A 13,738-nucleotide genomic window follows, 5' to 3' on the forward strand; every position below is an offset into this window, starting at 1 on the left:
CCATTCGATGACCTACAACGTTTCTTCGTGCATGAAGGCCGGCCTGCTGGCGCTGGTGTTGACCACTCCGATGGCCTTGCTTGCGCGCGCCGATACTGCGCTGCCCGCCGCTGCCACGCCCGACCAGGCGACGGCCACCAAACTCGTCTACGGCCTGCTCTCCGACAGCCGCTATGCCTACCGGCCGCGCACGCTGGACGAGGCGATGTCCAAGGACGTGTTCAAGCGCTACCTGGAAACGCTGGATGGCGGCAAACAGTTCTTCACCCAGGCCGATATCGACAGCTTCGCGCCGCTCCAGGCCGGCGTGGGCGACGCGTTGCGCGGCGGCAACCTGGAGCCGGCGTTCCAGGTGTTCTCGGTCTACAAGAAGCGCGTCGATCAACGGGTCAAGTACGCGCGCGACCTGCTCAAGCAGGACTTCGATTTCAGCGGGAACGACAAGTTCGAGTACGACCGCAAGGACGTGCCGTGGGCTGCAGACGACAAGCAGTTGGACGTGCTGTGGCGCCAGTCGGTGATGAACGATTGGCTGCGCCTGAAACTGGCCGGCAAGAAGCCCGACGACATTCGCAAGACGCTGGACAAGCGGTATGTGGCGCTGGCCGATTCGGTCAAGCAGCTCAAGGGCGAAGACGTGTTCCAGTTCTTCGTCAACGCCTATACCAATGCTGTCGACCCGCATACCGATTACTTCACCCCGCGCACTGCCGAGACGTTCAATCAGCAGATGTCGCTGTCGCTGGAAGGCATTGGCGCGCAGCTGCAGAAGCAGGACGACATGGTGGTGATCCGCGAGGTGATCCCGGGCGGTCCGGCGGCGGTGGACGGCACGCTCAAGCCGGGCGATCGCATCGTTGGCGTTGGGCAGTCCAAGAATGGCGCGATCGAAGATGTGATCGGCTGGCGCATCGATGACGTGGTGGCCAAGATTCGCGGCAGCAAGGATACCCAGGTGCGCCTGGAGTACATCCCGGCCGAGTCGGGCATCGACGGCAAGCACCGCACGGTGACCCTGACCCGTCAGAAGGTGCGTCTGGCCGAGCAGGCTGCCAAGGGCGAAACCATCACCTTGCCGGCCACCGGCAGCGAGCCGCAGCGCCGTATCGGCATCATCAAGCTGCCGGGCTTCTACCAGGATTTCGAAGGCCGTCGCCGCAACGCAACCGACTACGCCTCGGCCACGCGCGACGTCGCCAAGCTGCTGGCCGGCTTCAAGACCGACAAGGTCGATGGCGTGGTGCTCGACTTGCGCAACAACGGCGGTGGGTCGCTCGACGAGGCGATCGAACTGACCGGCTTGTTCATCGAGCAGGGGCCGGTCGTGCAGGTCCGCGAATCCGGCGGCCGCGTCACCGTCAACGGCGACAGCGACCCCAAGGTCGCCTGGGACGGCCCGCTGGCTGTCTTGATCAACCGCGGCTCGGCGTCGGCATCGGAGATCTTTGCCGGTGCCATCCAGGACTACGGTCGTGGTCTGGTGATCGGCGAAACCAGCTTCGGCAAGGGCACCGTGCAGAACATCGTCGACCTGGACCGTTGGCCTGCTGCCGAAGGACAGCGGTATGGGCAGGTCAAGTTGACGATCGCGCAGTTCTTCCGCGTCAGCGGCTCCAGCACCCAGCACAAGGGTGTGGTGCCGGATATCGCCTTCCCGGCCAGCGTGGATGCCACCGAGTTCGGTGAGAGCACCTACGACAATGCATTGCCGTGGACGCGGATCGCCGCTGCGCCGCACACCCAGTACGGCAACTTCGCACCGCTGCTGCCCAAGTTGCAGGCTCTGCACACTGCGCGCATCGCCACCGACAAGGAATTCCAGTGGTGGGAAGAAGACGTCAAGCAGTTCCGCGACGAAAAGGCCAAGAAGTACATTTCGTTGAATGAGGCCGAGCGCGTTGCCGAGCGACAGAAGCAGGATCAGCAACGCAAGGATCGCCAGCAGATTCGCAAGCAACTCGGCCTGCCGCTGGATCCGCTTGCCGAAGACAGCGACGACGGCCTGACCGGTAACGAGCGCGACATCGTCAAGGACACTGCACGCGAAAAGGCCGCCGAAAAGCGTCCGGATCCGCTGCTGCATGAGTCGGCGGCCATCCTGGCCGATGCGCTGGGCTTGCTGTCGCAGGACAAGCCGTTGTCGGCGCAGGTGCTGCCGAAGTCGACCGCACCGGGACGTTGGGCAGACTGAGCCAGACTGCCGATTCAATGCATGGGCGCCACCGCTTGCCGGTGGCGTTTTCATTTGGACAGTAGTGTTGCCGCTGGCAGCGTCTTAGGCGATGGCCTGCCAGCAGGCCTGCAGGCCGAGCAGCAGCAAGGTGCCGAAAAATATCCGGCGGAATGCCTCGGCAGAGATGCGGCGTCGCAGCTTCGTACCGGCCCACACTCCCAGCGCGGTGGGCAGCAACGCCAGCAGCGATGGCAGGCCGGCCGAGAGCGGCACGCCACCGTGCCAGACCAGTGCGATTGCCAGCGCAAGCGTTGCCGTGCCGAAGCACGCGGCCAGTGCGCGGATCAACACCTCGCGTGGCAGGCCCAGTGCAGAGAGGTACGGCACTACCGGGAGGACCAGCACGCCGGTGGCGCCATTGAGCAGGCCACCGACCAGGCCGATCAGCGGGCTGCCCCAGCGCTCGTGACGTGGCGGCAGGGTCCATTGCCGGCGGGCAAGCCCCAGCAGGGCATAGGCAACCAGCAGGACCCCAAGCGCGCCGCGCAAGTAACGCGGATGACCGCCAATCATCAACCCGGCGCTCAACCAGGTGCCCGCCACTACCATGGCCAGCACCGGCCACAGACGCCGCAACAGCTCGGTCGCAGCTGGCCCCCAGGCCTGTTGCAGATTCGTCGCCAACGAAGGCAGCACCAGCAGCGCGGCGGCCTGGCTGGGCGGCAGCCACAGCCCCAGCAACCCCATTGCCACCGTTGGCAGCCCCATGCCGGCCACGCCTTTGACCGCGCCAGCGAGCAGGAATACCGCGGCAACCATGACCAGCTGCGAGACGTCTTCATTCATGGGGAGCAGCATCGGCGCGGTGGCGGTGCCCGGCAAGCTGTCTTTGTTTGAGGCAGACTTCGGCCACACCGAAGGCTGGAAGTGCAGATGCAGGTGGAATTCACCGACTTGCGGATCTTTGTTGCGGTGGCCGATACCGGCAGCATCACCGCCGGCGCCGACCGCGTGGCGCTATCGCTGGCGGCCACCAGTGCGCGTATTCGCGCGCTGGAGCTGCAGGTCGGCGCGGCCCTGTTCGAGCGTGGCCGGCGGGGCGTGACGCTCACCGCCGCCGGCCAGGTCCTGCTGCGTCATGCACGGGTGCTGGCACGGCAGGAACAGGCGATGCGCAGCGAGCTTGGCGATTACGGGCTCGGTGGACAGGTCACCCTGCGATTGGCCGCGAACACCGCCGCACTCTCCGAATGGCTGCCCGAGTGCGTCGCGGATTTTCTGCTGGCCCATCCGCGGGTGGACCTGACCCTGGCCGAATGGGGCAGCGAGGAGGCGGCCGATGCCGTGCGCGACGAACGTGCCGACCTGGCCGTGGTGGCCGGGCATGCCGACTTCACCGGCCTGCAACGGCGCCCGTTTCGGCAGGATCGCCTGGTGGTCGCGGTGGCTGCCGGCCATCGGCTTGCCGGCGCCGGCAGCCTGCGCCTGGCCGATATCGCGCCGATGCAGTTGCTGGCGTTATCGGCCGACAACGCCTTGCAGCGCCACCTGCGGACGCATCTGGCCCGTGCCGGCGTGCAGCTGCGCATCCGCGCACGCGTGCCGGGCATCGAAACGCTGTGCCGCATGCTGGCACGCGGCGTGGGTGTGGCCATCGTGCCGCACGCGGCGCTGGCTTGCTCCAGTGTCAGGCAGCAGCTGGCGGCAGTACCGCTGGAGGAGACCTGGGCGCGGCGCGAGCTGTCCATCATCTGGCGCGACGCCCCCTCGGCCACCCTGCAGGCCTTGCTGGAATGGCTGCAGGCCAGCGCCGCGAACGCCGGCATTCACCCGGCTTGATCACCGCAGCGCTGCGTGCATCGGCTGGACCGTGCCACCGCCGGCGCGCGCGCCGGCTGCCGGCCGCTGGCTCTTGCGCGCTCTTATCCTCAGCGTGGCCAGTCGAACTCGGCCATCACCGGGTAATGGTCCGACGGCAGAATGCCACCGGGACGATCGTCCAGGGTCGCGAAGCGGGTAGGACGCAATCCGCGATACAGGATCCAGTCGATGCGCCGAGTCGGGTGCGTGGTGAAGTCCTGGAAGGTGTTTTCCGGCCCGCTGCGCTTGCTGGCCTGTGCACGTGCATCGCGAAGTACCGCGGTCAGCGTGGGGTAGGTGATTTTGTCCGGATCGCTGTTGAAGTCGCCGGTCAGCACCACCGGGACAGTGGCGGGCAACTGCGCGATGCGCGACAGGATCAGGCGCGCGCTGCGCTCGCGGGCGGGCTCGTCCTCATCGCGATACGGAAAGTGCGTGTTGAACAGATAAAAGCGGCGTTTGTCGCTGCGTCGCTCGAACAGCGCCCAGGTGGCCATGCGTGGCAGCACATTGCCCCAGGTAATGCTGCCGGCGCGTTCGGGCGTGTCGGACAGCCAGAAGTTGCCCGACTCCACCACCTTCAGTACACGCGCGTCGTAGAACACGCCCATGTGCTCGTCGCTGTCATCGCCGCGCCGGCCCCGGCCGAACCAGCGGTAGTCGGGCAACTGTTCGGCCAGAAAGGCAGCCTGTTCGCTCACCAGTTCCTGCGTGCCGAACACGTCCGGATGCGTCTGTTTGATCAACGCGACCATGGCAGCGCGACGCACCTGCCAGCGTTTGTCGCCATCGGTATCGGCCGGCACGCGCACGTTGAACGACATGACCCGCAGTGGCGCGGCCGGCGTGACAGCCAGCGCGGGTAAGGCGATACACAACAGTGCACCGATTGCGAGAAGGCGGCGCAGCACCTGCGCGATGGAGCGTGGCATGCAGGGAAATTCCTTGAAGAACAAGAGCGCCGAGTCTAGCCAGAGATGATGACCGCTGCGTCACGGCGACGACCACCGATGCAGAGGCAAGTGGCCGCTTGACGCCATCGTGCATCGGCGTAGCATTTGCACTAGGCAGGCGGACAGACCGCCAGCCCACCACTCAACCGTGAGGGATTCTCATGGCAACACCGTACGATTATCTTGTGTTCATCGGGCGTTTCGAGCCCTTTCATAACGGCCACGCCGCCGTCGCCCGCCATGCGCTGGGCAAGGCGAAAAAGCTCATCGTGCTGATCGGCTCGGCCGACACGCCGCGCACCATTCGCAATCCTTGGACCGTCGCCGAACGTGCGGTGATGATCGAATCCGCGTTGCCGGACGAAACTGCGCGGCTGATCGTGCGCCCGCTACGCGACCATCTCTACAACGAAAGCCTGTGGATCGCCGAAGTGCAGCGGCAGGTTGCCGAAGCGGTGCAAGCCGATGGCGGCTCGCTGGATGCGAACATCGGCCTGATCGGCATGGACAAGGATGCCAGCAGTTATTACCTGCGTGAGTTTCCGCAGTGGCCGCTGGAAGATGTGCAACACACCGCAACGCTGTCTGCCACCGAATTGCGCCGCTACCTGTTCGAAGCCGGCGACATCGGTTTTCACGGCGGCCTGTTGATGCTGCGCGGCAATGTGCCGGCGCCCGTCTACGACATGCTGGAAGCGTTCCGGCGCAATTCCCCCAGCTACGCGCAGCTGGTGGCCGAATACCGCTTCATCGAGCAATACCGTGCTGCGTGGAAAGACGCGCCATATCCGCCGACGTTCGTGACCACCGATGCGGTGGTGGTGCATTCGGGCCACGTGCTGCTGGTGCGGCGTCGCGCCGAACCGGGCAAGGGCTTGTGGGCATTGCCCGGCGGTTTCGTCGGCCAGGAGGAAGGACTGCTGGACTGCTGCCTGCGCGAGCTGCGCGAGGAAACCCGGCTCAAGCTGCCGGTGCCGGTGCTCAAGGGCTCGTTGCGTGGCAAGCAGGTCTTCGATCATCCCGAACGCAGTCAGCGCGGACGCACCATTACCCATGCGTTCCATTTCGAGTTTCCGGCCGGCGAGTTGCCTGCGGTGCGCGGCGGCGACGATGCCGACAAGGCGCGCTGGATTCCGATCGCCGAAGTGATGGCGATGGGCCCGCGCCTGTACGAAGACCACCTGCATATTCTTGAATTCTTCCTGGGCCGTGGCTGACGCGCGCAACGACGACGTGCTGCCGCGATACCACCAGGGCCGCACATGCCGTGACCGTTTGAACCGTGACCTCCCGCCGGCGGACAGACCGCCGGTTCATTCGACGCGAAGGAGCTTCCGTCATGCATTACCTCGATAACCTGCTGCTCAACACCGATAGCTACAAGGCCAGCCACTGGCTGCAATATCCGCCCGGCACCGACGCGTCGTTTTTCTATGTCGAATCACGCGGCGGACTTTACGAGCAGACCGTGTTCTTCGGCCTGCAGTCGATCCTGAAGGAAGCGATCAACCGGCCGGTGACGCACGCCGACATCGACGATGCAAAAGCGTTGCTGGCTGCGCATGGCGAGCCGTTCAACGAAGCCGGCTGGCGCGATATCGTCGACCGGCTTGGCGGTCAGTTGCCGATCCGCATCCGCGCGGTGCCCGAGGGCGCGGTGGTGCCAACGCACAACGTGCTGATGACCATCGAGTCCACCGACGCCAAGGCGTTCTGGGTGCCGTCGTATCTGGAAACCTTGTTGCTGCGCGTGTGGTACCCGGTGACGGTGGCCACGGTGAGCTGGCAGGTGAAGCAGATCGTGCGCGACTACCTGGAGCGCACCAGCGACGATCCGGAAGGGCAGTTGCCTTTCAAGCTGCACGATTTTGGCGCGCGCGGCGTGTCCAGTCTTGGCTCGGCCGCCTTGGGCGGTGCCGCGCATCTGGTGAACTTTCTCGGCACCGACACCTTGTCGGCGTTGCTGCTGGCGCGTGCGCATTACCACACGCCGGTGGCCGGGTATTCGATTCCCGCTGCCGAGCACAGCACCATCACCAGCTGGGGCCGCGAGCGCGAGGTTGATGCGTATCGCAACATGCTGAGGCAGTTCGCGCGTCCGGGTTCGATCGTGGCGGTGGTGTCGGACAGCTACGACATCTACCGCGCCATTGCCGAGCATTGGGGTACCACCTTGCGCGAGGAAGTGATCGCCTCCGGCGCAACGGTGGTGATTCGTCCGGATTCGGGCGACCCGATGGATGTGGTCGAGCAGTGCCTGCTGTTGCTGGACGAAGCGTTCGGCCATCAGGTCAATGGCAAGGGCTACAAGGTGCTCAACCATGTGCGGGTGATCCAGGGCGATGGCATCAATCCCACCTCGCTACGCGCGATTTTGGAGCGCATCACCGCCGCCGGCTACGCCGCCGACAATGTCGCCTTCGGTATGGGCGGTGCGTTGCTGCAGAAGGTGGACCGGGACACGCAGAAGTTTGCGTTGAAGTGCTCGGCGGTGCGCGTGGACGGCCGGTGGGTCGATGTCTACAAGGACCCGATCACCGACCAAGGCAAGCAGAGCAAGCGCGGCCGCCTGACCTTGCTGCGCAACCGCAACGATGGCAGCTACCGCAGCGCCTTGCTCGATGAGATGGACGCCTACCCCGACAGCGAAGACGCGCTGGTGACGGTGTGGGAAAACGGCGTGTCGCAACAGGAGTGGACGCTGGAGCAGGTGCGCGCGCGTGCCAACGCCGCACGTCGCTGACGCGCGGCGCGCAGGGTTCGCCATGCACGCTTCCATCGACGACATCTCCTTGTTGCCTGCTTCGGCGCTGTTGGCGCGCCTGCGCGCCGCAGCACCCCACCTGCAGCGGCGCGTGCCGCTGCAGGACGAGGCCAGCCGCTGGCATGCGCTGCGCATCGGCGCGCGCAGCTATCGCGCAGCGTTGCCGATCACCTTTACCCCGTATGCCTCGGTGCGGCCGTGTTCGGCGCGCTGCGGGTTCTGTTCGGAAAATCTGCGGCAGCACGGCGGCGGTCGTGCGGCAGCGACATTGCGACCCGGGCCTGCGTATTTCCAGCAGTTGAGCGCTGTCTTGCAGCTGCTGCGCGATGTGCCGTTGTCGTATTCGCTGTCCGGTCTGGAAATGACCGACGATGCGGCGTGGTTGCAGACCTTGCTGCAGACCCTGGCAACCACGCCCAACGGCCCGCGCGTCGAGCAGCGCGTGCTGTACAGCAACGGCGCCGGGCTGGCGCGTGCGCACGGTACGCGGTTGATCGATGCGCTGGTCGCGTTCGGGCTGTCGTGGGTCGAGCTGTCGCGTCACCATCGGCTGCAGGAGCGCAACGACGCGATCATGCGTTTCCGCCCCGACGAGCCGATCGCCGATGTGGCGACTTTCGTGCAGACGGCACGGCGGCTGGCAGCACGGCTGCCGCTGCGACTGGTCTGCATCGTGCAGCGCGGTGGCGTGGACAATGCCGACGCCATTGCGCAGTACATCGCGTGGGCGCGCAGCTGCGGCGCCAGCCAGGTGATCTTTCGGGAATTGTCGCGGTTGGACGATGCCTATCGCAGCAACGGCACGCTGCGCTACATCGGCGAGCACCGCGTGGGCGTGGACACACTGCTGGAGGAGTGCATGCAGCAGCCCTGGTGGTCGCGCTGGCAACCCGATGGCCTGACCGAAGGCTATTACTTCTGGAATGTGCGGCTGCGCGATCAGACGGGCTTGCAGATGGTCTTCGAAAGCGCCGACTACGCCGCGATGCATGCGCGCCACGCGACCGGCGATCTGTACAAGCTGGTGTTCTTCGCCAACGGCCGTCTCTGTGCGGGCTGGGATCCGGATGCCGATGTGCTGTGGGAGCCCACCGATGGATGAGGTCGATCAGCGCAGCTGGTGGACGCCGGCCCCGGACGATGCTGCCTGGGCGCTGCCCGACGATCTGCGCGCGGCCGACCCGCTGAGCGGGCGCGATTGTGGCTGGGTCAATCAGATGCGCCCGTTTGTGCGCCATTTCAGCCGGCCGGGCGAGCAGGTGTTCGACCCGTTCTGCGGCTTTGGCAGCACCTTGCTGGCGGCCGCGCTGGAAGGCCGCAACGCGCATGGCATGGAAATCGATCCGGCACGCGCGCAGTTGGCACGCATGCGTCTGGCGCGGCATGCGGTGGCGGCGCCGGTGGTGGTCGGCAGCCTGGCCGATACTGCCCCGGCAGGGCCGATCGACCTGTGTCTGACCAACGTGCCGTATTTCGGCTGCCACTGGCATGGCGACGTGCTGCCCGGGCAGCTTTATGCGAGCAGCGATTACGCCAGCTATCTGACCGGCATGCGCGCGGTCTTCCATGCGCTGCGCAAGCAGATGCGGCCCGACGGCGTGGGTGTGGCGATGGTGCAGAACGTGGTGGTCGGCGGCCGCGTGATTCCGCAGGCCTGGGATCTGGGCCGCATCCTGGCCAGCCTGTTCACCCTGCGCGAGGAGCGGGTGCTGTGCTATCGGCGTCCGGCCGCAGCGCTGGCGCATGCCAAGACACAGAGCGATCGCAGCCACGAATACGCATTGATTTTTCAGCATTGTCGTGCCCGGCTGGATCTGCAGCAGGCTGCGCAATTGCTGCAGGCGGTGCAGGCACAGGGCCTGCCGATCGTGGTGCATGGCAGCTACGCGCGCTGGCTGGCGTCGCCGACCTCGGTGCCCGAAGGCCCGGCCGATCTGGACCTGATGCTGCGTGGCGAACAAGCGCTGTGGGACCGCCTCACCCTCTGGCTGCAGCAGCAGGGCTTCGCGTTGAGCCTGTGGGGCGAACCGTGCCGGGCGCCGGTGGCAGTGGCGGTGGTGCGTGCGCACCACTACCTGCGTGCCGAGCGCATCGGCGCCGATGGCCGCCGCCTGCAGGTCGACCTGCAATTGCCAGTGGATGAACCGCTGTTGCCCTGACCCGGCAGCGCGACGCCGCGCGCACATGGGTTGCCGCTATGCTCTGTGCCGGTTTTGGATGCCGGAATCTCCCTATGTCTTGTTCTTCCCTGATCGCGCGCGGCGCACTGCTTGGCGCGCTGGCAACCCTGGCTGGCTGCGGCGGCAGCAAGGGCGACACGATGCTGATGCGCGAGTCGTTCAATTCCGATGACACCTATTCGCGCAGCGTGGCGGCCAGTTCGCCGCAAGCCTGCGAGGCGGCGCGGCGTGTGCTGTTGAGTCAGGGCTACGCCGTCACGCGCGCAGATGCCGCCGCGGTGGAAGGCAGCAAGAACTTCCAGCTCAAGGAAGCAGACCAGAGCGAACAACTCAATCTGCGCATTTCCTGCGCCAGCCAGGATGGCGGCAAGGCGCAGGTGTTCGTCAGTGCGTTGCAGGACCGTTACGCACTGAAAAAGAGCTCCACCTCGGCCAGCGTGGGCGTCGGCGTGCTGGGCTCGTTATCGTTGCCGGTCGGCAGCAGCGGCGATTCGCTGGTGCGCGTATCCAGCACCACGGTGCAGGATGCGGCTTTCTACAAGCGCTTTTTCGAACGCCTGAATTCGTATCTTCCCAAGGTCACCGAAGCGGCACCTGCTGCGGTGAGTGCAGCGCCTGCGCCTGCACCTGCAGCCACACCAGCGCCGGCAGCTGCGGCTCCGGCCGCGCCTGCCGCAACCACCACGACGTCGGCAGCTCCTGCTGCGGCTCCCACCACGGTTGCACAGCCTCCGGTTGCGCCGTTACCCGTCGAAGCGCAAGACCCCCCACCGGCACCGGCGAAGGTGCCGCAAACCGAGCCTGCCACGCAGCCGTGATGGCGCGGTTCACGCTCCGCTCCAAAGCCTGAATAGCGACTGCGCGCTTCACGTTGTGTTCTCGACCCAGCGGCCAGAGTGCGCCCATGCCTCGCCGAGCGAGCGAGAAACGTGGAGAACAACGATGAAAATGCGCACCTCCCTGCTGGGTATGTCCCTGATCGGCCTGATGGCGACGAGCACTTTCGCACAGGCTCAAAACTACGCGCATCAGCAGCGCTATACGGAAGCGGACGAAGGTCGCAGGTTCAATGACGGCACCCGCGTGCGCTGCCGCAATGTCGAAGTGCAAAAGAACTCGACCGACCCGAACCGCATCGGCGGTACGCTGGCCGGCGCTGCAATCGGTGGCCTGTTGGGCAACCAGGTCGGCGGCGGTAACGGCAAGAAGCTGGCGACCGTGGCAGGCGCCGTGGCGGGTGGTGCGGCAGGCCGCACCATCCAGGGCAATCGCCAGCAGGCCAACGGCAACCGCCAAGTCGAGCGCGTCTGCGAACGTCGCTGAAGTTCGGTGCGGCGATTGGTCCGAGTTGAGTCCTGCAAGCCCCGGCCATGCCGGGGCTTGCTACGTTTGAGAGTGGCGTCGTGCCGACGATTCATTGCGTATGCCATCGATGAGTGTTGTCCACGCGCATGGCAGTTCGTCATCGCGCGCACCATCGGCGCCGATGCCGCCGCGGCATGCGCGCCTGCGCCGGCTTGCCGCGCTGGCATGTGCAAGCGGTTTGCTGGCGGGGCAGCTGCTGCAGGTCGCCGATGCTGCACCGAGCCAGACCGCACGTGCAGCCAGCGCAGAGTGTGTGGAAGCATTGCTGCGCCGGTTGGGCTGGACGATCCATCGCGCCGCGGTGAGCGCGCCGGTACTACAGCGCGGCGAGCCGTGCACGCGTGGCACGCTTGCACAGGCGCAGGCAGCCGGCGATCTGCAGCTGACGCTTCCAGCCGATTGGAACACCCACCAGCGCGGCGCAGCGCTCACCGCTGTGCTGGACGATGCAGCCACGCACTGCGCCTACGCGTTCGAACTCGGTGCAGCCACCCGCCGCGCGGTCACGCAATTGCAGAACAACCCGCGCTACCGCTTCTCGGCGCTGCAGCTGGGTTGGGTCGGATTCGGCTGGCGTGGCGCAGCGGCGCAGGGCTGGAGCGGTTTTCGCAGTTTCGGTCGCGGGTATCAGCCGCGCGGCAGCAATGCGCGGGCGCTGGATGCGTTCTACCGCGGCCAGGTGCGTTCCGAGTGCGGCGTGGGCCGACAAGTGGCTCAGCTCGCCACCCAGCGCGAATTGTTCGGCGATGCCGGGTTCGATGAAGTATTTACGCCTGGCGAATTGTCGATCGGCACGTTCCTGACCTTGCACGACACCGACAGCATCCTGCTCGGTACGCATGCCGGCGACTTCTTTGCCGACGGCAAGGCGGTGAAAACCTCACAGCTCGGGCGGCAGGCGTTCGTGGGCGCACCAGGCTTCATCGCGCATGTGTTCGATAAGTCCTACCTGGATGACATCCACAATCAGGCCGAGAATTTCGTGGTGGTGGATGTCAGCGATGCAGCCGCGCAGGCGCTGGCGCAGCACGGTGGCTTTGCGTACTACGACGCGCGCAACCGGCAGATCTGGGAGCTGGCCAAACAGTTGCGCGGGCCAGGCAAGCGCCGCTTCGAGCGCCTGCTTTACGAGCGTGATCCAGCGCTGCGCGCCACGCTCGACCCGCAGCAGCAGACCCAGCTGCAGCAGCTGCAGGCGCTGCTGGACGACCCGTTCTACCAAGGCTTTTGGGTTTATGTGCACCCCAAGGGCACCAAGCCGATCGGCTACCACGTGGCACGCCTGCTCGACCGTAACCCGCGCACGCCGTATGCCATCGACCTGACCTTGCACAATCTGCGCACCACCTTGTACTGGCGATGGATCGACTGGCAGCTGCAGCAGTGCAGCGCCGCCACCGTCGCGGAACAATCCATTGAGAATTCCGCCACGCCAGCGTACGCCGAGCGTGGCACCCTGCACTGATCAGATCATGAGGAGCGATTATGGAACTGGGTATGGTGGGACTAGGCCGCATGGGCGCCAACATGGCCGAGCGCCTGGTCAATGGCGGGCATCGCGTGCATGGCTACGATCCGGGCGCGAACGCGCGTACCAGCGCGCAAGCCAAGGGCATCGTCACCGCCGATGCGCTGGCAGCGCTGGTGTCCGCATTGTCGAGCCCGCGCGTGGTGTGGCTGATGGTCCCGGCCGGCAAGATCGTCGATGACACGCTGGCGCAGCTGCTGCCCCTGCTGCAGGCCGGCGACATCGTCATCGATGGCGGCAATTCGTACTACAAGGATTCGCAGCGGCGCGCGGCGTTGCTGCAGGACAGCGGCATTGCCTTTGTCGATTGCGGCACCAGCGGCGGCATCTGGGGTCTGCAGGAAGGCTATAGCTTGATGGTGGGTGGCGACGAAGCGGCGGTGACGGCCTTGCATCCGATCCTGGCAACGCTCGCACCGGCGCCGGACAAGGGCTGGGGGCGGGTTGGCCCGAGCGGTGCAGGCCACTTCACCAAGATGGTCCACAACGGCATCGAATACGGAATGATGCAGGCCTATGCGGAAGGCTTCGCGCTGATGCAGCACAAGGCCGATTTTGCGCTGGATCTGCACCAGGTTGCCGAAATCTGGCGCGATGGCAGCGTGGTGCGTTCGTGGTTGCTGGACCTGACGGCCGATGCGTTGACGCATAACCCGACCATGGCCGGCATCGCGCCGTTCGTGGCCGATTCGGGCGAGGGCCGCTGGACGGTTGCCGAAGCGATTGATCTGGAAGTCTCGGCACCGGTCATCACGTTGTCGCTGATGGAACGGCTGCGCTCGCGCGACAAGGATTCGTTTACCGACAAACTGCTCGCAGCGATGCGCAACCAATTCGGCGGCCACGCGGTGATGACCACCACCCCGGCAGCGCCGACTATCGGTAGCAAGGACGCGTAAGGACTTGGATGCAACC

At 65.8% G+C, this 13,738-nt stretch carries 12 protein-coding genes; 10 read left to right on the top strand and 2 right to left on the bottom strand.

What is annotated here, in order from left to right:
* Positions 1 to 31: 31 nt before the first annotated feature.
* The gene (locus tag ACDH77_RS03310) at positions 32 to 2,191 is read left to right on the top strand and encodes a tail-specific protease (protein ID WP_029818618.1); all 2,160 of its coding nucleotides are present in this window, start codon (positions 32 to 34) and stop codon (positions 2,189 to 2,191) included.
* Between the two features lie 84 nt (positions 2,192 to 2,275).
* Here ACDH77_RS03310 and ACDH77_RS03315 read toward each other — a convergent pair whose 3' ends face one another.
* Positions 2,276 to 3,019, bottom strand: a complete 744-nt coding sequence (locus ACDH77_RS03315) for a sulfite exporter TauE/SafE family protein (protein WP_031420989.1) — start codon at positions 3,017 to 3,019, stop codon at positions 2,276 to 2,278.
* A gap of 81 nt (positions 3,020 to 3,100) precedes the next feature.
* On the opposite strand from ACDH77_RS03315, the gene ACDH77_RS03320 reads away from it, so the two are divergent.
* Positions 3,101 to 4,012, top strand: a complete 912-nt coding sequence (locus ACDH77_RS03320; RefSeq protein WP_031420991.1) for a LysR substrate-binding domain-containing protein — start codon at positions 3,101 to 3,103, stop codon at positions 4,010 to 4,012.
* A gap of 89 nt (positions 4,013 to 4,101) precedes the next feature.
* On the opposite strand, the gene ACDH77_RS03325 is transcribed toward ACDH77_RS03320, so the two are convergent.
* Positions 4,102 to 4,965 carry an endonuclease/exonuclease/phosphatase family protein gene (locus ACDH77_RS03325; RefSeq protein WP_031420993.1) on the bottom strand — a complete coding sequence of 288 codons (864 nt, stop codon included), beginning with the start codon at positions 4,963 to 4,965 and terminating at the stop codon, positions 4,102 to 4,104.
* 182 nt (positions 4,966 to 5,147) lie between these two features.
* Between ACDH77_RS03325 and ACDH77_RS03330 the strand changes: the two genes are divergently transcribed.
* The 8 genes from ACDH77_RS03330 to gnd all read left to right on the top strand — a co-directional run bounded on the left by ACDH77_RS03330 (position 5,148) and on the right by gnd (position 13,722).
* Positions 5,148 to 6,203, top strand: a complete 1,056-nt coding sequence (locus tag ACDH77_RS03330) for a bifunctional nicotinamide-nucleotide adenylyltransferase/Nudix hydroxylase (protein ID WP_008577907.1) — start codon at positions 5,148 to 5,150, stop codon at positions 6,201 to 6,203.
* Between the two features lie 122 nt (positions 6,204 to 6,325).
* A complete protein-coding gene (locus tag ACDH77_RS03335; protein WP_338338804.1) occupies positions 6,326 to 7,729 on the top strand; it encodes a nicotinate phosphoribosyltransferase in 1,404 nt (467 codons plus the stop codon).
* A 22-nt stretch (positions 7,730 to 7,751) separates the two neighbouring features.
* Positions 7,752 to 8,852, top strand: a complete 1,101-nt coding sequence (locus ACDH77_RS03340) for a hypothetical protein (protein ID WP_218488924.1) — start codon at positions 7,752 to 7,754, stop codon at positions 8,850 to 8,852.
* Positions 8,845 to 9,909 carry a DNA methyltransferase gene (locus ACDH77_RS03345; RefSeq protein WP_218488925.1) on the top strand — a complete coding sequence of 355 codons (1,065 nt, stop codon included), beginning with the start codon at positions 8,845 to 8,847 and terminating at the stop codon, positions 9,907 to 9,909. The genes ACDH77_RS03340 and ACDH77_RS03345 overlap by 8 nt, the downstream gene beginning before the upstream one ends.
* Before the next feature lie 74 nt (positions 9,910 to 9,983).
* The gene (locus ACDH77_RS03350) at positions 9,984 to 10,748 is read left to right on the top strand and encodes a DUF2242 domain-containing protein (protein WP_029818627.1); all 765 of its coding nucleotides are present in this window, start codon (positions 9,984 to 9,986) and stop codon (positions 10,746 to 10,748) included.
* A gap of 124 nt (positions 10,749 to 10,872) precedes the next feature.
* Positions 10,873 to 11,253, top strand: coding sequence for a glycine zipper 2TM domain-containing protein (locus ACDH77_RS03355; RefSeq protein WP_008572108.1), 381 nt, complete (start codon positions 10,873 to 10,875; stop codon positions 11,251 to 11,253).
* Between the two features lie 163 nt (positions 11,254 to 11,416).
* Positions 11,417 to 12,760, top strand: coding sequence for a hypothetical protein (locus ACDH77_RS03360; RefSeq protein WP_218488940.1), 1,344 nt, complete (start codon positions 11,417 to 11,419; stop codon positions 12,758 to 12,760).
* Between the two features lie 20 nt (positions 12,761 to 12,780).
* Positions 12,781 to 13,722 carry a phosphogluconate dehydrogenase (NAD(+)-dependent, decarboxylating) gene (gene gnd, locus ACDH77_RS03365; RefSeq protein WP_218488926.1) on the top strand — a complete coding sequence of 314 codons (942 nt, stop codon included), beginning with the start codon at positions 12,781 to 12,783 and terminating at the stop codon, positions 13,720 to 13,722.
* Positions 13,723 to 13,738 lie beyond the last annotated feature (16 nt).

The sequence above is a fragment of the Xanthomonas axonopodis pv. maculifoliigardeniae genome (genome assembly GCF_041519315.1).
In the GTDB taxonomy this organism is placed as follows: Bacteria; Pseudomonadota; Gammaproteobacteria; order Xanthomonadales; family Xanthomonadaceae; genus Xanthomonas; species Xanthomonas euvesicatoria.

What these genes read in the sequence shown, in the direction of transcription:
- ACDH77_RS03310 (WP_029818618.1), top strand. Translation starts at nt 32, where the DNA reads ATGAAGGCCGGCCTGCTGGCGCTGGTGTTGACCACTCCGATGGCCTTG.
- ACDH77_RS03315 (WP_031420989.1), bottom strand. Translation starts at nt 3,019, where the DNA reads ATGAATGAAGACGTCTCGCAGCTGGTCATGGTTGCCGCGGTATTCCTG.
- ACDH77_RS03325 (WP_031420993.1), bottom strand. Translation starts at nt 4,965, where the DNA reads ATGCCACGCTCCATCGCGCAGGTGCTGCGCCGCCTTCTCGCAATCGGT.
- ACDH77_RS03330 (WP_008577907.1), top strand. Translation starts at nt 5,148, where the DNA reads ATGGCAACACCGTACGATTATCTTGTGTTCATCGGGCGTTTCGAGCCC.
- ACDH77_RS03335 (WP_338338804.1), top strand. Translation starts at nt 6,326, where the DNA reads ATGCATTACCTCGATAACCTGCTGCTCAACACCGATAGCTACAAGGCC.
- ACDH77_RS03340 (WP_218488924.1), top strand. Translation starts at nt 7,752, where the DNA reads ATGCACGCTTCCATCGACGACATCTCCTTGTTGCCTGCTTCGGCGCTG.
- ACDH77_RS03345 (WP_218488925.1), top strand. Translation starts at nt 8,845, where the DNA reads ATGGATGAGGTCGATCAGCGCAGCTGGTGGACGCCGGCCCCGGACGAT.
- ACDH77_RS03350 (WP_029818627.1), top strand. Translation starts at nt 9,984, where the DNA reads ATGTCTTGTTCTTCCCTGATCGCGCGCGGCGCACTGCTTGGCGCGCTG.
- ACDH77_RS03355 (WP_008572108.1), top strand. Translation starts at nt 10,873, where the DNA reads ATGAAAATGCGCACCTCCCTGCTGGGTATGTCCCTGATCGGCCTGATG.
- ACDH77_RS03360 (WP_218488940.1), top strand. Translation starts at nt 11,417, where the DNA reads ATGCCGCCGCGGCATGCGCGCCTGCGCCGGCTTGCCGCGCTGGCATGT.
- gnd (WP_218488926.1), top strand. Translation starts at nt 12,781, where the DNA reads ATGGAACTGGGTATGGTGGGACTAGGCCGCATGGGCGCCAACATGGCC.